The following is a 20,778-nucleotide window of genomic DNA, read 5'->3' as shown; positions in this document are numbered from 1 at the left end:
ATTATGATACAACAGAAACTACTTAGTATTCCAATAGCACTTATGTTAACGCTGTCAATTATCCTGGTCGGATGTGATGGATCGGGGACCGGGACAAGCGGCGAAACCGGTACCTTGGAAGTACAAATGCATGATGCTCCCGCTAATTATGACGAAGTCAACGTATTTGTAGAAAGCGTTGAAGTAAATAATGCTGACACGGACACCGGTTGGGTGGAAATAAGCAGTCCCCAGCAAAGCTATGATTTGTTGGAACTTGTCAACGGTGCCACAACTGTTCTCGGATCTGCAGAGTTGCCCGCCGGAACGTATGAACAAATCCGACTTATTCTAAGCAGGGAAAACAACAGTGTGGTCGTCGATGGCAAAAAGCACAGCATGTTTGTCCCAGGTGGAACAGAAACAGGTATTAAGCTAAATGTAAATGCTGATATTGAGCCTGACATTACCTATACCCTGCTGCTCGATTTTGAAGCTGGTCGTTCTGTGGTCGAACGTGGAAACGAGCAGTCCGGCGGCATAGAATACCTACTTAAGCCAGTAGTTAGCGCAACGAATGAAGCAGTAACTGGAAATATTGCCGGAACTGTTGAACCTGCTGACGCAGAACCGTTTGTATATGCAATAGACGATATTAATGCAACAGATCCTGATACGCTTTCTTCCACAAAGGCGAATGCGGATGACGGCTCATTCAAACTTATCGGTCTGGAAGAAGGTACCTATGACGTTTCAGTAAATCCTACGAATACAAACTACCAACCAAAGGATATCACAGGAGTTGACGTAGCCGTAGGTGGAACTGCTGAGTTAGAAATAATTGAGTTGTCCCAAAACTAAAGATGCTTCTCATACAGAAGCTTTTTTAGCCCTCAAGGAAAGGCCTGCAAATAGCATTGTAGGCCTTTTTTATTTCAGGAGTCTACATCCTTACTGAACCAAATCCATATTAAATTTTAGTGCAGTTTATTAGCGAAATAATCATGTAACCATTCGCCTTTACGGTCGTCATATAAGTAGGGAAAAGATACCTGAAGCAATTCAACTCAATAAAAACTTATATTATGTTACTAAAAAGAATAACACTTTTACCCATTGCACTACTCATAGGCTTATCTATGATGTTTGTCGGTTGTGGTACGGATTCCGATTCTGGATCAGGTACGATGACCGTTGAGATGGCTGATGCCCCGATCGATTCTGCCGATGCCGTAAACGTGTTCATTGAACGCGTGGAAGTAAACAGAGTAGGCAGCCCGGATGGCTGGGTCACGTTAAACGAACCGCAGCAGGAATATGATCTGCTGGAGCTTACTAATGGAGCCACCACTGTTATTGGTAGCGCTGAACTCGAAGCTGGGACCTACCCGCAAATTCGACTAATCCTGACTAAAAGTGGCCACAGTGTCGAAGTGGATGGCAGTACTTACGATATGTTTATACCCGGCGGTCCGCAAACAGGTATAAAGCTCAATATTAATGCAGAAATTGAAGAAGACATTGAATATGTCCTGCTGCTGGATTTTGATGCCAGCAAATCTGTTGTAGAGGCCGGTCAAAATGATCAGAATCCATATATATTAAAGCCCACAATAAAAGCAAAGGAAAAAGCTATTACCGGGAATATTGAAGGTACGGTCAATCCCCCTGAAGCTGAACCTGTTATTTATGCTATAGACGATGTCAATGCAACAAACCCCGATACTCTTGCATCTACTATAGCAAACACCACCGATGGCTATTTCAAGCTTATTGGCTTGGAGGAAGGTACTTATGACATATCAGTCAACCCAAGAAATGACGAAAACTACAGTTCAACTACAGTTGAGGATAAAGATATCACTGCTGGATCAACGAATAATATTGGAACGGTCGACGTACCGCAGAACTAACGTATAAGTTCTATTTATCATTTTATAGGCCCGCACTTTTCATTAAGTGCGGGCCTTTTCTATTTATATATCTTGTACTGGTCATCCTTTCTCTTGGCAGGTGACCATATTCTTGACACAGAAAACAAGAAACAAATACGAATTATAATAGCTTATAGGAGGTTATTCTATGGCTACCTATTGGATTTAAAGGCAAAATCTATTATGGTACATGCCACATAATTGTAAATAGATGTAAATCCTATTTTGGGGAACGCTGCTATTTTAAATAGGAGGATTTTATGGATGAGGTTCACAAAAAACAAGCCTATCAACTGGCAAACATTGGGCATTGGGAGTTCGACGTCCAGAATAATGATCTCCACTGGTCTGATCAGCTGAAACGGCTCCATGAAGTGGAATTGGATTATGAGCCAACCTTAGAGGCCGCCCTCTCATTTTATAAAGAAGGCGAACATCGCTCTAAAGTACTAAAGGCTGTTAAGAAAGCTATTCAAGAAGGCGAGCCGTTTACCGTTGAATCCCAAATTATTACAGCCAAAGGCAATTTGAGGTGGGTTAAAGCAATTGGCGAACCCAAAATAGAAGATGGTCGCTGTGTGCGAGTCTTCGGCAGCACCCAAGACATTACAGCACAACGGAAAGACAAAAGACAGTCTCAAAAAACATTACAAGAATTTCGGGAAATCATAGAACATAGTACCATTATGTTCTATCGGCACGATCCCAATCATAAACTTACGTATGTAAGTCCCCAATCAGAACAATTTTTAGGATGCCCTCCTGAACAGGCCAAACAAGAGTGGACTGATTTTCTAACTGACCATCCTAAAAACAAGGAGGGCCTGAAAAACACAGAAAAAGCAATACAAACGGGAGAGCCTCAACCACCATATGAACTCCAATTGAAACGAAAAGATGGAAAAGTAATATGGGTTCGAGTAAACGAATCACCTGTCGTAGAGAATGCAAAAACGACAGAAATCATAGGTTCCTTAACCGATATTACGGACCTGAAAACACAACAGGATGAGCTCAACAAACTGTCAAGAGTAGCCCGACAGACAAGCAACATGGTAATTATCACCGATTCAGATGAACGCATTGAATGGGTTAACAAGGCTTTTACAAACATTACCGGCTACTCAATAGAAGAGGCAAAGGGAAAGAATCCCGGAAATTTATTGCAAGGTCCAAATACTGACCCTAAAACCGTAAAACGCATTGCTCACAAAATTGATAGCCAACAGTCGTTTTCCGAAGTAATACGAAATTATACCAAAGACGGTCAACCCTACTGGTTAAAAATGGACGTTACCCCCATCACCAATAAAAATGGGGGACGTTATACAGTTCTTTTCCATCCAAGAAGACATAACCCAACAAGTAGAAACAGAACAACAACTTAAACGGGAGCGCGACCGGTTGGAAGAAGCTCAAAAGATTGGGAAAATCGGAGATTGGTTTTTTGATGCGTCGACAGAACAAATAACATGGTCTGATATGGTATATGAAATCTACGACCGCGATCCTCAAAAAGGGCCTCCACCCTATGAAGAACTTTTTTCATATGTCCCCGAGGATACCCAACGGCTGCTTCAGCAACGTATCTCACGGGCGTTAAGTGACGGCATTCCCTATAGTTTTGACACAAAGCTATTTACCGAAAAGGGGAACGAAAAATTTGTTCATCTCGAGGGTATTCCAATCAAAAATGAGAAAGGAGAGGTTACACATCTGCATGGTATTGCCCAAGATATCACAGAAAGAAAGAAGGCAGAACGAGAAAAAACTCGCATTCTCGAACGTATTGACGATGGTTTTTTTGCTATGGATGACAACTGGATCGTCACGTATTGGAATACCAGGGCCGAAAAGATTCTGGGTATGCCCCGAGAAGATATTATCGGGAAAGTTCTTTGGGACGTTTATGAAGAAATTGTAGAGTTAGATTTTTACAACCAATATCATAAAGCCGTTGAGGAACAGGTCACGGTACACTTTGAAGCATTTTATCCACCACAACAAATGTGGCTCGACGTGAGTGCCTATCCTTCGGAAGAGGGGCTATCGGTGTATTTCAAAGATATTACCCCACGAAAACAAACACAGCAAGAACTCCAGGAAAAAGAAGCTCAGCTGCGTAACATCGCAAATAATATAGACGGTATAATACATCGATATCGGTTGTATCCTGACGGCAGCGATGAGTTTGTTTTTGTCAGCGAGGGTGTTGAGGAGTTACATGAAGTAACCCCGCAACAGGTGATGGATTCGCCTGAGCTGTTATGGTCGCAAATTGTTGATGATCATATTGATATGGTTAGAGAATCCGTTCAAAAATCGGCTGATCAGCTCACACCTTGGGATCAGAAATGGAGGATAGAGACCCCCAGCGGTAAAGAGAAATGGATTCACGGCCGAGGCATCCCTCAAAAACTCGAGGACGGCACCATACAATGGGATACCATTTTGCTGGACGTTACCAATCAAAAAGAATTAGAACAAAATATTAACAGGCAAGTTTCGCTCCTTAATGATATTTTAGACAGTATCCCGGGTCTGTTCTATATGGTCGGCAAAGATTTAACATTTGCAAGAGCCAATAAGAATGTAGAACGGCTTTTTGACTTAACCTCAGAGGAATTGCAAGAGACGAACGCTCTAACACTGGTAGCACCACGAGAAAAAAACAAGGCCAAAAAACTTATTGGAAAGGCCTTTCAGGAGGGATACGCAGAACTCGAAACCGTATTAGTTGGTGGTGATAATAAAGAACATCACTATTACATGAATGGGAGTCGAATTAACCTGGATGGAAAATCCTATGTAATCGGCAGCGCAATAGATATTACTGATCGCGTGGAAGCGGAAAAGGAAAATATAGTGTTACTCCAAGAAGTCCACCACCGTGTAAAAAATAACTTAGCTATTATTTCCGGAATCCTCTCGTTGGAGCTGGATGAATTATCCAACGAAGAATTTAATCGCCTTCCATTAGAAAGAAGCATAAACCGAATTCATTCTATCGCGAAAGTTCATGAACTTTTATATCAGGCCTCCAACTTTTCGCAGGTTAATGTTAAAGAGTATATCTCTGACCTTACCAATACTATAACCGACACTCTACAGGTAAGAGATCAGATCGACATAAATATTGATGTAGACGATATCGACATGAATATAAATGAAATTATTCCCCTGGGAATGTTGCTCAACGAGCTATTGACAAACTCACTCAAATATGCTTTTAAAGATAAACAGGATGGCCTTATTAATTTAACAATCACCAAGAGTGCTGACGAGGCCTACAAAATCTATTACAGCGATAATGGTAGAGGGTTTAGCCAATCTGCCTTTGAAAATTCTGAAACCTTGGGACTTACCATTGTAAATATGTTGCTTAAGCAATTACAGGCAGAATATGAGGTCCATACCGAGGGAGGTTTTACCATTTCTTTCACATTCAGCCAAAAAGTGACAGGAGCGCATTCCAATATATAAGTTTTGCAAACATCTATAATTTGTGACTTTTCATTTTCTTATAACATTGTCACCCATGATATAAGATCACATTTAACTTTCGATCACGGTAAGACTCTTGCAATTGAATACAACGTTAAATTAAGAATTAACGACCATTTACAAACATTAATTTCCCTTAATGGAATAATGTGCTTATTATCTATAAGTGTTTATCATTAACCTGCTAAAAGGCTATTACCTCTTTGCATATTACGACAATCAGCAATCGTATATTTAACTATAGCAATATAGCTCTCTAATTATAGCAGTACTTCCATACTTAGGACAATATATCATGGACACTGATCAAAAATTCAGGAAATTTTATCAAACAGATTGCTACAGGGGATTTCGTAAGGTTAATAAACGTTTTGATCAATTCTCAAGAACGACATTCCTAATTTTTTCGAACGGTAAAAAAAATATTTATGCCAGCGGTATATATACCGAAGAAGCATTAGTTAAAGCTTTTAAGGCTATAGACCTATATCATGCGAAAAACAAGCATGCAAACAACAAACATGTCGAAGCCTAACAGGAATTCCTGCGGATAATTTCTGATCTATTATATAATAACCCACTCAGTTTAAAAGTAGTAGTTACATGCGATAGTTAACTCTACTTCCTTTCCATGCATAACCCACCTTTTTGAATTCGAATAAATAAGCGGAACCCCTTCCTACTGTCCACTTTATGCTCAAGCGCTTCCATTTAGTCCACAATATATTGATCACTTCAAGCCCATGAGGATAAAAACTTATCTAAGACCTCGATACCCTGCAGCCGACCTGTTCCCCTTTTAAAATAATTTGGACAAATACCATTTGTGCTTTATAATCATATTAAAGAATCTTAAGGTTTGTTAATAAGAGTGGGTCTTCCAACAGCGGGACATTTGACATGAGCAGGGTATCCCAAATTCTACTTATCACGGATAATAAGAGCGATGTTAATCTCATCCAGTTCGAGCTGGATAAAATTGATATACCTGTACAGCTGAACGTTATTTCCAAAGAGCTGCAACTCAAAAAACGTCTCAAAAGTAATCCCCCCAACCTTATCATCTGTAACTACAAGCAACCTTCCCTACCCGGAACCGAAGCACTCAACATCGTCCGAGCCAATCATCCTTACCTCCCCTTTATTTTAATATCCGAATCTACCGGTGAAGAGAAAGCTGTTAATGCTATTCTCGAAGGAGCATCAGACTATGTAACAAAACAAAATTTGAGCCGGTTGGGACCTGCCATACTCCGTGAAATGTCCAGCTACAAAGAGCACAAAAAACAAAGCGCTCAACTCGAGAAAACCCGCAATCGGTATGAGTCTCTAATACAATCGGTTAACGGTATCGTATGGGAAGCCGATGCAGATACCTTTGAATTCCAATATATAAGCTCGAAGGCAAAAGAATTGCTGGGATACGATCCGAAAGAGTGGCTCAGCAAATCCAACTTCTGGCAAGAGCATATCCATCCTGATGATCGCCAGCAAGCTATAAATTTTTGTCGGGATAAGACCAAACAAGGTATAGACCACTCCTTTGAATATCGCATGCTTGATGCCGATAATGAAATCGTATGGCTTCGGGATTATGTAACCGTTATTACAACTAATGGTGAACCCGATCATCTGCGCGGGCTCATGATGGATATATCTAAAGAAAAAGAAGCCGAGCGCCAGCGCGATAAAGCATATAAAATAGCAGATATTGGTCATTGGGAGCTTGATTTAATTAATGAAGAGATCTTCTGGTCGGATGCTATAAAAAAGTTGCATGAAGTAGACGACGATTTTAATCCCGATTTAGAAGAAGCTATCAATTTTTATAAAGAGGGGGAACATCAGAAGCGAATAACTGATGCCGTTGAACAAGCTATACAAAAGGGAGCCCCTTTTGATCTTGAGCTGAAAATTATCACTGCTGAGAATAATGAACGCTGGGTTCGCGCCGTCGGAGAACCTGAGTTTCGAAATGGACAATGCGTGCGAATTTTTGGTAGTACTCAAGACATCACCGAACGTAAAGAAATAGAACTTAAATTTCGTGATGTGGTAGAACATAGTACCAATATGTTTTACCGGCACGATACCGATCACGTGCTCAGTTATGTAAGTCCGCAAGCACAAGAGTTTCTGGGATATCCCCCTGAAGAGGCCAAACAGCGATGGACCGAATTCATCACTGACCATCCTATAAACAAAGAAGGGTTAAAACATACACAGCGAGCAATCGAAACGGGAGAAACTCAACCTTCCTATTCATTACAGCTAAAAAAAAGAAATGGTGAAAAAATATGGGTCCGCGTCAATGAGGCCCCACTGATAGAAAATGGAGAAACCATAGTTATTGTTGGCTCCCTTACCGACATCACCGAGCAGAAAAAAGCAGAAGAGAAAATCAAAGAAGCCAACAAAAAATTAAAATCAGCCCAGGATATTGCCAAGCTCGGATATTGGGAGCTGAACTTAGAAACCAACGATATTTACTGGTCGGATCAGACTTATAAAATTTGGGAGTTTAGTCCCAATAAGGATATCACCTTTGATCTTCTTTTGGAAAGGATGCATCCGGAAGATCGCGAAGATTTCTTAGAACAAGATGAAAAGGCTATTAATAATGGCGTCCCTTTAAACCTTGAACATCGAATTGTACTACCGGACGGCTCCCAAAAATGGCTACATGTTATTGCCAGTATAAACACAAGGAGCAATGGTCGTTCCTTTTACGAAGGTACCGTTCAGGATATCACCGCAGAAAAAGAAGCTGAACGTGATAAAATAGAAACCTTACAGCGTATCAGCGATGCCTTTTTTGCTGTAGATGAAGATTGGATCGTCACCTATTGGAATAAGCGCGCCGAACAGGTTTTGGGTACATCCAGTGAAGATATTGTCGGCAAAAATTTATGGGATGTTTATGATGATGCTATCGAACTCGACTTTTATACCCAATATCACAAAGCAGTTGACGAGCAGGTTACGGTCAATTTTGAAGAATTTTATCCCGGGGTGGAAAAGTGGTTTGAAGTAAGTGCCTATCCCTCAGAAACCGGACTATCGGTATATTTTCGCGACATCACTGAGCAAAAAGAAAACCATGAGCAACTTAAACAGCTTAATAAAGAATTGGAAGAACGCGCCGATGAGTTAGCAGCCGCCAATGAAGAGTTGGAACAATTTGCCTACGTGGCATCACACGATCTGCAAGAACCCCTTCGCATGGTTTCAAGCTTCCTTGAGCGTTTGGAACAAAAGTACAGCAATCAACTCGACGACAAAGCACAGCAGTATATTAATTTTGCTGTTGACGGAGCTCATCGCATGCGGCGTATTATCTTGGATCTGCTTAATTATTCAAGAATGAATCAAAATGATTTTGAACGTGAGCAAGTAGATCTAAATGATCTGTTAGAAGAAATAACAAAACTGGAACAGACCCTTATTGAGGAAAATGAGGCTGACATTATATTCAACAATCTTCCGGTTATTAAGGCCTCTAAAACCCCAATTCAGCAGGTTTTTCAAAATCTAATTAACAATGCTGTCAAATACCACAGCCCCAACATAAAACCCGTAGTTACGATTGATTCAAAAGAGACTGATAATTACTGGGAGTTTTCCGTTTCTGATAACGGTATTGGTATAAGGGAAGAGTTTCAGGATAATATTTTTACGATCTTTCAGCGCCTTCATACCCAGGATGAATATGCCGGAACGGGAATTGGATTATCGGTATCAAAAAAAATCATAGAAAAACACGGTGGGGAAATTTGGGTAGAATCAGAAGAAGGCGAAGGGAGTACGTTTTATTTTACAGTTCGCAAGCCTGTTTAGTTATATAAGATTCATATGAACAAATTTTCATCCCTTAAATTCAGGTTTCGGTGTACATTAACAACTTAGCGGGTTCCAGCTTAAACCCAATCAGACCTTAAATACTACAAAGCTTTTGAAAAAACTCTGGATTACATATAAAGCCATTATATACGGTAATTGTACTGTTCCCGCAATTCCGCAAAGCTCGATATACTACTGGAAAAACCAACTTTTCGCAATCACGGTCATGTTTTTACTCCCCATGAGCATAATTGTGCTGGTCCCCGGTATTTTTATGGCCTATAAGTTCTCCTTAACCGGGATGCTACTCTCTGATTTTGTTACCGTCGCTACTATTTTAGCTGTCGCTTTTATGCCCGGCATCTCAGTTTTTGCTCGAAAACTCCTCTTCAATGGCGCACTATATACAACGTCTGTAGTTATGTTGCACTATCTCGGTTCTAACGGTCCCGGGCTATTATATCTGTTTGCCATTACTATATTTGTTTTAGTCAGTCTCGATCAGCTATATGGCTATCTTACATTAATGCTAAACACTCTCATCTGTATCTATTTTGGCATTGCTCTCTATTATGGTTTTGCCAGCTCCATTTTACTAAAAGAATACCAACTGGATTCATGGTTTGCCGTTTCTTCAAATCTCGTTTTTTTAAGTGGTATTGCCGTTTTTCTAATTCCTACATTATTTAATGGGCTGCAATCAGCTTTTAAACAACAAGAACAACTAAAAGATAAACTGGAAGATTCGATAGAAAATCTAAATTCCAAAAATAAGGAGCTGGAACAGTTTGCCTATACGGTCTCTCACGATCTCAAAGAACCGCTGCGTATGGTACGCAGTTTTATGGAATTGCTAAAAAATAAATATGGCAAGATACTTGACAATAAAGCACACGAATATATCCATTATGCCGTAGAAGGAGCCGAGCGAATGGGTGATAACATTGATGATTTATTGGAATACTCGCGTATTGGCAGAAAATATACTACCATAGAACAAACTGATTTAAATTCGCTGGTTGATGGAATCCTCAAAAATTTGACCTCTGATATCGAGGAATCGCAGGCACAAATTTCCATTGCCGATCTACCCACTATGCATTTAGTTCCCGTTTCCATTAAAATACTTTTCCAAAACTTGTTGACAAATGCTCTTAAATATCATCCGGAAGGGCAGCGGCCTGTAATTACTATTGAGGCAGAAGAAAAGAATAACTGTTGGCAGTTTGCGGTAACGGATAATGGTATTGGTATAGATGCAAAATACCACGAGCAAGTTTTTGCCGTCTTTAACCGGCTCCATATGCGCGATGAATTTCCCGGTAGTGGCATGGGATTGGCAATCAGTAAAAAAATTGTAGAACAGCATGATGGTCAAATATGGATAGAGTCGAACAAAGAACAGGGAAGCACCTTTAAGTTTACCATCTGCAAAATATTACCCGGCAAGAAAAAATAATAAATACGTTTAGCTATGAACCCAATACATATACTGTTAGTTGAAGATAATGAAGGGGATATCGTGCTAACCACCGAGGCCCTTGAAGAGGGTAAGGTTTCTAATTCTCTATCAGTCGTTAAAGATGGCTGGGAAGCTATTCAATACCTGGAACAAAATGAAGGATATGAAGATGTTGAAGAGCCAGATTTGGTATTATTAGACATTAACCTTCCCAAAGTAAATGGACATGAAGTCCTAAAACATATTAAAACTTCAGATGTGCTGAAACATATTCCTGTTATCATGCTTACCACCTCTTCGGATGAAGTTGACATCAATAAATCGTACCAAAACCATTCCAACTGTTATATCACCAAACCGGTAGATGTTAATAAATTTTTAGAAGTTGTATCTACGATTGAAGAGTTTTGGATTTCCGTTGTACAACTACCCAGCAAAGTAAAATAGCTTATTTTTTATGCCCAAATTAGAACAAGAAATACAACTTTTAGTTATCGAGGATAATCACGGCGATTTCGTGCTTATCCAAGAGTATTTACACGAAGAAGCCGGGCATCCAAAAATCACTCATACCTCCACTTTTTCCGATGCAAAAGATATTCTTGAAGAATCTGATTTATTCGACGTTATCTTGCTGGATCTTACATTGCCCGACGCCAGCGGAAAATCACTGGTGCGCAATATTGTAGAATTATCTGACGAAATACCCGTAATCGTCCTTACCGGACATGAAAACAAGGAGTTCGGCCTTAAAACATTAAGTATGGGCGTTGCCGACTACCTGCTCAAAGATGAGCTCACCCCATTTCTGCTTTCAAAAAGTATCTCGTATAGCATTGAACGCAATCGTATTAATCGCTCTCTTCGGCAATCAGAAAAACAGTATCGGGATCTTTTCGATTTAAGCCCTCTCCCAAAATGGATATATGATGTGCAAACACTGGAATTTATTGATGTGAACCAGCATGCAATTGAGCATTATGGATATAGTCGTGAAGAATTCTTGTCGATGACAATTAAGGATATTCGTCCCAAAGAAGAAATACCCCATTTGGAGCATGCACTGGAAAGTTCGTTATCAGATGAGGGAATTAATAAAAGTGGTATCCATACCCATCAAAAAAAGGATGGAACAAAAATTCAGGTAAACATCCGTAGCACTCTTGTTAATTTTAACGGCCAAAAGGCCAAGATGGTTGTGTCTAATGATATTACCGACCGTCTTGAAACAGAAAAGAAGCTGGCACTAAGTGAAAAGCGGTTTCGGTCATTAGTACAAGAAGGATCCGACTTAATTGCTATCCTTGATCCTGAAGGCAACTATAAATATGTGGCCCCTACCTCAAATGCTATAATCGGAATACCTCCTGAGGAGTTTATTGGGACAAATGCCCTCGATTACATTCATAAAAATGATCAGCAGCGAGTTGCCAACGCCCTTGAAAGTCTGGTTGAGAAAGATCGAGTAGAACTTGACCCTTTTCGATTTCAACATTCAAATGGGGAATGGCGATGGATTGAAAGTATTGTAACAAATATGCTCGACAATCCGGCTGTAAATGGATTAGTGGCAAACTCGCGCGATGTTACCGAACGCATTAAACGTGAACAAAAACTGCAAGAGAACCTGGAACTGTATGAATATGTAACCAAGGCAACCGACGATGTTGTTTACGATTGGGATATCACCGAGGATATTCTCTACTGGGATGACAGCTTTCATGATAAGTTTATTTACGATATTGAAGAAGGTACCTATTCCATTGATTACTGGGCTCAAAATGTACACCCTGAAGATCTCCCCGAAGCCCAAAAAAGCTTAGCCGATATTCTGCAATCATCTGAGTTGAAGTGGGAACAGGAATATCGCTTTAAAAAGCAAGATGGGACCTATGCAACTGTTTTTGAACGGGGCTTTATTATTCGAGACGAAAATGAAGAGGCCATCCGCATGATCGGGTCGTTGCAGGATATTACCGAACGAAAGGAGTATGAGGAAAAGCTTGAAGAGCTGGCGCTGGTAGCTTCAAAAACAACAGATGTTATCTTCATGACTGATCCCAATGAACGAATTACCTGGGTTAATAACGCTTTTGAAGAAGTTATTGGCTATCAATTTGATGAGGTTATTGGAAAATCACCCGGAAATATTGTTAGAGGTCCTGATAATAACCAACAAACAATGATGCGTATTTCTAATGCCTTTAAAAAACAAGAAGCACTTCAAACAATCGTTCTTAATTACTCAAAAACGGGCGATAAGTATTGGTTTGACCTAACCCTTGATCCTATTTTTGACAGTGAGGGAAATTGTGAGGGATTTATCGGAATACAGAAAGATGTTACCGATCAAATTAAACATCAGCAAGAACTTCGCAAAAGCGTTGAACGCTACGAAATTGTATCAAAAGCCACAAGTGATACTATTTGGGATCTCGATTTGGAAAGCGACACCATCGAATACAATCAGAATATCTACGGCATGTTTGGCTATGAAGAAACGCAGGTTAAAGACATTGCCGACTGGTGGCGTAATAAAATCCATCCCGACGACCGACAGGATATCCTTGACCAACTTGATAAAGCTATAAACAACACCGATCGCCTTCAGTTAGAATATCGTTTTGAGGCGGCAGATGGTTCCTATAAATATATCTATGATCGCGCTTTTATAGTCACTGATAGTGACGGCAATGCCATCCGTATTATCGGTGCTATGCAGGACATAACCCAGCAACGCGAAGAACGTAAATGGCTGCAGCTTTTTGAATCAGCTATTGCCAGTACGAAAGAATTAGTTGCTATTATTGAAGGTCTACCCAGCAATCCACCGGGTCGCGAGATATTGTACGTTAATGACGCCTTTTCAAAAATGACCGGCTACTCGAGAAAAGAAGCCAAAGGCAAAACATTACATATGTTAAATGGCCCAAAAACGAATCCAAAGGAACGTCAAAAGCTGGGACAACATATGGATAAATGGGAATCCTGCGATGCAGAATTTATCAACTATAAAAAAAGTGATGAGGAATTCTGGATTCGGATCTCTATGACACCTGTCCAGGGTCCTGAAAATTCCCTTTACTGGGTTTGTGTGGGAAGAGATATTACTGAGCGTAAGAAAGATGAAAAACAACTACGTAAATCACTCAAAGAAAAAGAAACGCTGCTTCTCGAAATTCATCATCGAGTAAAAAATAACCTGGCTGTTGTTGCCGGGATGATGCAATTACAAGCATTTGATGAGGAAAATATACAATTCAGAGAAAAGCTCTTCGACAGCGTTGCACGCATACAAACGATGGGGTCAATACACGAGCTACTATATCAGTCCGAAAGTTTTTCGAATCTTAATTTCGGTGATAACTTGAGAAAATTAGTGAAAAATATTTCAGAAACATTTCAGACCGATTTTGAGCTGGATGTAAATTTCGAGGTTAATTCTATTACCCTAAATATCAACCAGGCTATTCCTTCTTCTCTTATTGTAAACGAGGTAATTACCAACATTTTAAAACATGCTTTTGAGGATGACACTCAAGAAGGTAAAATCACTGTTTCGGCCAGGGAAGATAATGATACCATAACGTTATCCATCAAGGATAATGGCAAAGGACTGCCCCCTGATTTTGACAAAGTTATGAATAATAAAACATTGGGCTTACAACTCATTAACACCCTTGCCCAACAGCTTGGTGCTGATTATTCTTATGAAGCTATAGAAGGGGGAGCCAAATTTATGCTTTCATTCCAAAAAGCCGACCTTAAAGGCATTGGCAGTGCCCATCTTATGTAGTATTTACTAACAACGCGACCCTAATTTTTTGCAAGGCTTGTCTCTTCGGATGTAACAACACGAGTATATTTATTCTGCTTAACGGTATTAGCGGCCCCCATCTTGGCATATTTCTCACCGGCACAAGTATAATTTATTGAAATATTACCGCCTATATCTACTTCTATTTCATTGGTATCATCAGGATTGGTATCACCCACCAATACAGAACCATTAATAGTGGGGGTACCGTGTCCATCAAAAAGCTTCGCATTTTCAAATATTACCAACCCGTTAAATTCAAAATTACCTCTGATGCTAACGGTATTTCCATCTTGATCCTCATAATCCATATGGGCGCTATCTTTGATAACCATTATGCCATACCCCTCACTTTGCTGTCCTGTTAGTTTAACATTCCCATCAATGAAAAAGACCCCGGGATCTTCAGCAGTTCCCAAGTTTTCACTGTAATCGGAGTTGACCGTAGTTGCATTACTCGAATTTTCAAGTCGCGCAATAAGTTCATCTGTAGGCTCATAATCTAACTGATTATCTACTGCAATATCCCCATCCAGGTTCAAATCATGGCTTTGCAACCCATCTTTTGTTGCTGAGTTATTTACCGCAATTGGTGGCCTGCTATCACTGCAATTCGGATCTGTACCATTAATTTCATGAGCACTCCCATCCACGGTTAATGAACCATACCCGGTGGGCAGCTGAAGTGCTCCGGTAAAATCGGGTACCAGATTACTAAATGGAGCTACTACATATACACTTTTTACATCGGCCTCATACTTATTATCAAGCGTTGCTTGAGAAATTACTCGCACCTTATCCTCTTCGAAATAGGGATTCGTTTCCCAGTCACTATTTAAAAACTCTATTGAGAGCACAATATCAGCACCATTGATTGTCGAAGGAGTCCACGTATTGCTACTGTTTCTGTCATCAACATACTGCTGATCCATATTTTCGATGCCTTTTTCATTGATCTCCTGCGTCACAATTTGAATAGCAGTATGGGCCGCATTCAGTGCCTGTGTTTTTTGGGCATACTCAACCGTTTTTTTTGTCAGCAGTTTACCCTGACTTGACGTTCCCATTGCTACAATGCCAAGCGCAACCAACATACCGGCACATATTATTAACATTGCTCGTCCCATAATAACACCTCTTAATTATTATTAAATATCTTCTAAATTTGGCGGAGAAAAACGCTTTTCCCAGATTGTACGCACAAAGCCACCTGCGCCCGTATTTTGATTTATTTTAGCTGAACTTTGTAGTTCTAAGGTAATATACAACTGAACCACATTTGTCAATTCTGACGATGACAAGGGGGGACTCATCGCATCACTAAGCGACTTGCCATACTCATCAAAATATTTAATTTCAAAATTAGTAACACCCAGCCGGATCGGAGTCTTTTCAATATTTCCGGTATCAAGATGTTCAACCGTCCGCACTAACTCGTAAGCGTTTGGGTTTCCGTTATCCAAAGAGGCCCCTGGAAATTCCCACGTGATTTTTTCCACATTCGTATTCTGATTACTTTCCGTATCATCAATATTACTGTAAAATACAATTCTGTTACTTTCCCCAACCTCAAGTATAGGAGTGGTTTTACCCTCCCGATTATATCCCATTTTTTGGATATCATGCGTTATAAACTCTTGCACACCCTTAGCTTTTTCCCGGGTTGTTTGTGTAAGCGTCAACTCGGTGGAACTATTGGACAAAGACATATTCATGGCAAGAATCCCTATCAAAAGAATTCCGCCAATAACATAACTTGTCACCAAACCTATATTCATAACACTATCCCCTGCTAATCAGCATAGTAATTTCTAACAAATTCCAGACTGTATAATGTAAGATTGCCAGAACTCTGCCGATTCAAGTATTTGCTGGTTATATACACCCGTAGTTTCTTAAACGTCGTTTGTGTATTCGTTGAGTCGTAATTCGTCTCATCCACATAAAAAACTTCTGCCCGAATGTTAAACTCTCCATGCTCGGTTTCTATCACATCTTCCCATCCGTTATAATCATCAAAATCATCAAACTCATGGCGACTTACCTTTCCATCACCATTCTCGTCATCATTGGCTTCTGGTCCCAAAGTAGAAAGAGTTGCAAAATCACCGGGAATATCTGCAGGCGGTGCCGCTGCCCCAACAGAAACTTCATCAAATTCTTTGGTACGTCCCTCTTCTATAATATCTTGTGCCAAGGCAACAACTTCCTGTTCCAGCTCTCCCTCTATCTGCATGTAGGTATTCCGCTGAATCATACTGGTGGCACTGAGCAGTATCAGCGAAAAAATAACCATCGCCCCGATTGTCTGTAGTACTTCTCCGTAACCAACCATAACTTATTATTTATATATAGTGTAACTGCAACATTAGAAAGTTTTAACATTAAGTCAATACTATCTGCTTAATTCTAATGTTTGTTTTTTTAAACAGCAAGCCTACCGGACAGTACCTTCTGTATAGTCAAAATTATTACCCTAAGGCTTAATTATTCCTGTTAAATTTAGATGTATGATGATCCGTATATTGAAAATATTACCGGCTTTTGGGATAGGCTCACTTTTCTCTTGACAAACAGCATCAATATGGAACCTGCATGACAAAGAAATCTATATAGAATTTTTCGAAGGCCAATTAGCCATTACCGGAATTATTTCCTCTATTTCCCTTACCGGGATTACCATCCATTCCCGTGGGGATATTGCCCGGCGGTCCACCTCCTATATTTCCATCAAACAAATTTTTCATAATATCTCGCGCCGGAACTCCTTTCTGTAACTGATTTCCAACACCTTGGATAATGTTTGATGCGGGAATTTGACTCCGCTTCTGTGCCATATTTAAAGCCATGGGCAACTTTTGAAATTCCCTCGCTTCAAATCCACCCTTTAACGCCCGAACAATAAATGACCGCGTAAGTTCGGGTTGGTCCTGCATAGGCAAATCAGAAACAACATCCATTGCAGAAACAATATTGGGACCATTTGTTTTTGACAACACTGACTTTTCCCCTATATCTGAGAGCAGTTGGCTTATATTTTCCGGCGAAACATTTTGTGCTATAGCTCGTGAAGACGATTCCACAAGCCTATTGCGCATAGTTTGTCCCATTCCATTTTGCTCTCCCATTATTTGCTTTACTTCCGGCTTTGCTATCCACGGATCAACTACTCCGGCTGCCTCACGGGTAGCACTCGTCATTCTATTAATATAAGGAACGATTCGCGCATCGGGCACTCCTTTCGATAATCCTTCCAGTACTTTTTGCAACACATGGTTTGCCGGTAAATTATCCTCAGCAAGTTGTACAGCCGGCTCAATCATATTTTCCAGCTGTTGATTACTTAGCCCTCGTGCTTCTTTTCTTGCCTTAAGATCTTCAATTACACCTTGCTCGATTCCTGCATTATTTGCCCGTTCTGCCAATTTATCCAGGGCTTCTGTTTGGCCAAGGGCCGTATCAGGAATACCCAAATAGGCACAACCAAACACCAAGAGTGCGATAACCTTTATATGTATATTTAAAACCTTCATTATATTCGTTTCATTTAAATTATTGAACTAATAACAATGCATTTTGTCCGCCAAATCCATCTTCGACGGTATACGTCTCGCTGGAAAACTTAATCCAGCTTTCTTCTCCGCCCTCAATACTAAGCACTTTATATTCATAAGAACCGGCATCCAGCGCCAACTCTGCTCTGTACCGATCTTTCCTTACATTTACAAGCGGTATTCCTGGTTGTGACCAGTTATTAAAATCACCCACTAAATAAATACGTCCATCTCCCGAATATGAAATTTCCACTCGCTGTATCTCTTTTTCCTTATTCCATTCCGGCGACACTTTGCCTTTTTCTTTTCTTGATTTTGGCTGCAGCGTCATTCTAATTCCGCCAGAAACTTGAATATCATTGATATTCTGGTCGGTTGCAGTTGTGTTATAACGTAATCCTTCAGCACTCACAAAAGCCGTCAGCTTTGGGTTGATGGGGACACTGCCTTCAATTCCCAGCCGAAATATGCGGTTTGTCTCTTCTATGGTTTCTGTTGTCCCGGTTGGCCCGCCTCCTACAGGTGGAAATCCCCCACCTCCGCCACCGGTGGTTACCGTTTGCTCATTTTGATACTGTTCGAGACCAACTTTAAATCTAACTTTTGACCCTTTTTTAAAAATTCGGCTCGCAGCCACAAATGAACTAAATCCTTCCTGTATATCTGGAAAGGAATCAAAATTACCATATAGCCCTGTAGATAATTGCCAATTAAAATTGGGCCAGGTTTCAAACTCAAGAGCATATAAATCAGATCGGTCATTGATAGAGGTCGACACACCATCAACCATATAATCTTGATACGAACGAAAGTTTGAACCCGCTTTCACTTTCAGCTGACTAAATGGTGTGGGCGACCAACTTATCGTAGGCTGGGCCCAAAACATGCTCCGACTAAAAGAGGAATTAAAATAACTGCCCCCCATTTCTATTCCACCACTTACCGAATGACTAAATTGGTGCTGATATTTTGCCAAAGCCAATCCGCCTTTCCACGTATTTATCCCGGAAAAGAAAGGTTCTAAGACCCCAATTCCCGTTAATTCCACCATATCCTTATTACCAAGCCAAGTGCTTTGGCCAATTCCCGAGAGCACTCCAAAAGAAGTATTTTCAGCACGATCCCACTCTGCATAATAGGGATTTAAATAGGTATTCGTTGAATATCCCACCCGAGAGTCAACAGAAAAAACAGTCTGCCACTCTTGGGCTAACATTTCGTTTGATATAGAAATTAATAACATCACAATAATGAGACCTATTCTCATAAGTAGATAACTGCATTTTTGTTACCAAATCCATCTTCGCGCTGCATGGGGGCCATTGGATCGGTAACCCATTTCTCTCCGTCTTTCACAAACATATAACGGTGCTCTCCTCTATTCATCGAAACCAAGCCGGTCCAAACCTGTTCTCCATTCACTTCCTGTTTCTCAAGAGGAATAGGTTCCCAGCCATTAAAGTCACCGGCAACTTCTATGGATTGCGCATTTTCATCTATATATACAAAGCGAACCCATACCTGACCTTCACTATCAGCAACCTGCTGTATCGTCTTTTGCGTATTTTTGTTTGCAGGTGGTACCTCTTGGGAAATGTTAAAATAAAACGGCGTTAATATCGCTATCATTAAAGTCATTGCTGCTGCAGCACCATATACCGGCCGCAGATGTATCTCTTTAGGCATCCATAATCTTTGCATCCAACCTTTAACCTGCTCTGCTATCGAAATATTCGGCTCGGGTTGCTCAGCTTGCTCAATGTTATACATCACCCGATCTGTAAATCCATCAGGAACTTCCGGTTGGTTATACGCATCTGTCTTATTAATAGTACCTTGAACTGATCTTTCGAAAGAAAGCATTTCCCGCAACTCCGGGTCTTCTGCTATAATATGGAGAGCCTTTCCCTCCTCCTCACCGGATAGCTCCCCATCCAGATATTTTCGAAGTATTTCTTCCTTATCCATATTCATAATGCTCTAATCATATTGGTTTATATAATCTTTCAACTCCTTACGCGCCCTGTGCACACGGACTTTCAGTGCTCCTTCATTGGCATCTAATCGCTTTGCCATGGCTTTATACGTCATATTATCACGATATTTCATTAAAAATGCCTCCGCATACATAGGCGTTATTACAGAAAGCGCCTTTTCTAATATTACTTTCTGTTCCTGTTCTTCAATATCATCATCGGGTAAATCCTCTACTTTCATATTGGCTTCAAGCTCATGGGATTCCATCTCACCAAATTCTTTATTTTCCCGGCGAATATTTTTGGCGTAATCCAAACAGTGATTTCTTGCCAAAGTATAAAGCCAGGAAGAAAATTTTGATTGCTTCTTAAACGAATCCAGTCGCTCATAAGTCTTAACAAAAATCTGCTGAGCTAATTCTTCCCTGTCAGCCTTTCTATTCACAAATTTGCCAACGATGCTAAATACCATTGATGCATACCGGTCAACAAGTATCCTGTAACGATCTTGTTGACCGTCAAGAATATCTTGTATTAGTTGAAATTCTTTTTCCTTGGAATCATCCATCTAACAAAAACATGTATCAGAGCAGAATTAGACCAGTACAAATCCTACTCGGTTATGTGACGACTAACTTTTAAAATGGTTACTAAAAAAATGTAAGCGAATAAGTAATATTTCAGACCTTTAATTTCATAAAATAGTATAACA

General features: G+C 40.2%; 15 protein-coding genes. 8 read left to right on the top strand and 7 right to left on the bottom strand.

The genetic code is table 11. The features are described from left to right. Window positions 1–3 precede the first annotated feature (3 nt). The 8 genes from ACQ4LT_RS00700 (at window position 4) to ACQ4LT_RS00665 (ending at window position 14,515) form a co-directional block, all read left to right on the top strand. On the top strand, window positions 4–840 hold the full coding sequence (locus tag ACQ4LT_RS00700; protein ID WP_445664077.1) for a DUF4382 domain-containing protein: 837 nt from the start codon (window positions 4–6) through the stop codon (window positions 838–840). A 224-nt stretch (window positions 841–1,064) separates the two neighbouring features. After that, a complete protein-coding gene (locus tag ACQ4LT_RS00695; RefSeq protein WP_445664076.1) occupies window positions 1,065–1,892 on the top strand; it encodes a DUF4382 domain-containing protein in 828 nt (275 codons plus the stop codon). A 281-nt stretch (window positions 1,893–2,173) separates the two neighbouring features. Further along, window positions 2,174–3,301 (top strand): PAS domain S-box protein, encoded by a 1,128-nt coding sequence (locus ACQ4LT_RS00690; RefSeq protein ID WP_445664075.1) that lies wholly within the window; start codon window positions 2,174–2,176, stop codon window positions 3,299–3,301. Next, a complete protein-coding gene (locus tag ACQ4LT_RS00685; protein ID WP_445664074.1) occupies window positions 3,228–5,396 on the top strand; it encodes a PAS domain-containing sensor histidine kinase in 2,169 nt (722 codons plus the stop codon). The genes ACQ4LT_RS00690 and ACQ4LT_RS00685 overlap by 74 nt, the downstream gene beginning before the upstream one ends. Before the next feature lie 921 nt (window positions 5,397–6,317). Continuing rightward, a complete protein-coding gene (locus ACQ4LT_RS00680) occupies window positions 6,318–9,254 on the top strand; it encodes a PAS domain S-box protein (RefSeq protein WP_445664073.1) in 2,937 nt (978 codons plus the stop codon). Window positions 9,255–9,369: 115 nt separating this feature from the next. Next, window positions 9,370–10,716 (top strand): sensor histidine kinase, encoded by a 1,347-nt coding sequence (locus tag ACQ4LT_RS00675; protein ID WP_445664072.1) that lies wholly within the window; start codon window positions 9,370–9,372, stop codon window positions 10,714–10,716. Between the two features lie 15 nt (window positions 10,717–10,731). Beyond that, window positions 10,732–11,166: a response regulator gene (locus ACQ4LT_RS00670; RefSeq protein WP_445664071.1), complete on the top strand. Its 435-nt coding sequence runs from the start codon at window positions 10,732–10,734 to the stop codon at window positions 11,164–11,166. A gap of 10 nt (window positions 11,167–11,176) precedes the next feature. After that, window positions 11,177–14,515, top strand: a complete 3,339-nt coding sequence (locus tag ACQ4LT_RS00665; RefSeq protein WP_445664070.1) for a PAS domain S-box protein — start codon at window positions 11,177–11,179, stop codon at window positions 14,513–14,515. A gap of 20 nt (window positions 14,516–14,535) precedes the next feature. Here ACQ4LT_RS00665 and ACQ4LT_RS00660 read toward each other — a convergent pair whose 3' ends face one another. From ACQ4LT_RS00660 to ACQ4LT_RS00630, 7 genes are all read right to left on the bottom strand, one after another. Further along, a complete protein-coding gene (locus tag ACQ4LT_RS00660) occupies window positions 14,536–15,663 on the bottom strand; it encodes a hypothetical protein (RefSeq protein WP_445664069.1) in 1,128 nt (375 codons plus the stop codon). A gap of 21 nt (window positions 15,664–15,684) precedes the next feature. After that, window positions 15,685–16,314 (bottom strand): hypothetical protein, encoded by a 630-nt coding sequence (locus tag ACQ4LT_RS00655; RefSeq protein ID WP_445664068.1) that lies wholly within the window; start codon window positions 16,312–16,314, stop codon window positions 15,685–15,687. A 14-nt stretch (window positions 16,315–16,328) separates the two neighbouring features. After that, window positions 16,329–16,871, bottom strand: coding sequence for a type IV pilus modification PilV family protein (locus ACQ4LT_RS00650; RefSeq protein WP_445664067.1), 543 nt, complete (start codon window positions 16,869–16,871; stop codon window positions 16,329–16,331). Between the two features lie 298 nt (window positions 16,872–17,169). Beyond that, complete coding sequence (locus ACQ4LT_RS00645; protein ID WP_445664066.1) at window positions 17,170–18,069, bottom strand: hypothetical protein; 900 nt, start codon at window positions 18,067–18,069, stop codon at window positions 17,170–17,172. A 19-nt stretch (window positions 18,070–18,088) separates the two neighbouring features. Further along, window positions 18,089–19,357, bottom strand: coding sequence for a glycogen-binding domain-containing protein (locus ACQ4LT_RS00640; RefSeq protein ID WP_445664065.1), 1,269 nt, complete (start codon window positions 19,355–19,357; stop codon window positions 18,089–18,091). Beyond that, entirely contained in the window at window positions 19,354–20,064 is a 711-nt protein-coding gene (locus tag ACQ4LT_RS00635; RefSeq protein ID WP_445664064.1) for a hypothetical protein, read from the bottom strand. The genes ACQ4LT_RS00640 and ACQ4LT_RS00635 overlap by 4 nt, the downstream gene beginning before the upstream one ends. A 6-nt stretch (window positions 20,065–20,070) precedes the next feature. Further along, window positions 20,071–20,634 (bottom strand): RNA polymerase sigma factor, encoded by a 564-nt coding sequence (locus ACQ4LT_RS00630; protein ID WP_445664063.1) that lies wholly within the window; start codon window positions 20,632–20,634, stop codon window positions 20,071–20,073. Window positions 20,635–20,778 lie beyond the last annotated feature (144 nt).

The sequence above is a fragment of the Fodinibius sp. AD559 genome (assembly GCF_052712805.1).
The sequence above is the reverse complement of the archived record's forward strand: the minus strand, read 5'-3'. Positions and strand labels throughout refer to the sequence as shown.

Bases quoted from the DNA above. Each gene is read 5' to 3' on its own strand.
- ACQ4LT_RS00700 (WP_445664077.1), top strand. From the start codon at position 4: ATGATACAACAGAAACTACTTAGTATTCCAATAGCACTTATGTTAACG.
- ACQ4LT_RS00695 (WP_445664076.1), top strand. From the start codon at position 1,065: ATGTTACTAAAAAGAATAACACTTTTACCCATTGCACTACTCATAGGC.
- ACQ4LT_RS00690 (WP_445664075.1), top strand. From the start codon at position 2,174: ATGGATGAGGTTCACAAAAAACAAGCCTATCAACTGGCAAACATTGGG.
- ACQ4LT_RS00685 (WP_445664074.1), top strand. From the start codon at position 3,228: ATGGGGGACGTTATACAGTTCTTTTCCATCCAAGAAGACATAACCCAA.
- ACQ4LT_RS00680 (WP_445664073.1), top strand. From the start codon at position 6,318: ATGAGCAGGGTATCCCAAATTCTACTTATCACGGATAATAAGAGCGAT.
- ACQ4LT_RS00670 (WP_445664071.1), top strand. From the start codon at position 10,732: ATGAACCCAATACATATACTGTTAGTTGAAGATAATGAAGGGGATATC.
- ACQ4LT_RS00665 (WP_445664070.1), top strand. From the start codon at position 11,177: ATGCCCAAATTAGAACAAGAAATACAACTTTTAGTTATCGAGGATAAT.
- ACQ4LT_RS00660 (WP_445664069.1), bottom strand. From the start codon at position 15,663: ATGGGACGAGCAATGTTAATAATATGTGCCGGTATGTTGGTTGCGCTT.
- ACQ4LT_RS00655 (WP_445664068.1), bottom strand. From the start codon at position 16,314: ATGAATATAGGTTTGGTGACAAGTTATGTTATTGGCGGAATTCTTTTG.
- ACQ4LT_RS00650 (WP_445664067.1), bottom strand. From the start codon at position 16,871: ATGGTTGGTTACGGAGAAGTACTACAGACAATCGGGGCGATGGTTATT.
- ACQ4LT_RS00645 (WP_445664066.1), bottom strand. From the start codon at position 18,069: ATGAAGGTTTTAAATATACATATAAAGGTTATCGCACTCTTGGTGTTT.
- ACQ4LT_RS00640 (WP_445664065.1), bottom strand. From the start codon at position 19,357: ATGAGAATAGGTCTCATTATTGTGATGTTATTAATTTCTATATCAAAC.
- ACQ4LT_RS00635 (WP_445664064.1), bottom strand. From the start codon at position 20,064: ATGAATATGGATAAGGAAGAAATACTTCGAAAATATCTGGATGGGGAG.
- ACQ4LT_RS00630 (WP_445664063.1), bottom strand. From the start codon at position 20,634: ATGGATGATTCCAAGGAAAAAGAATTTCAACTAATACAAGATATTCTT.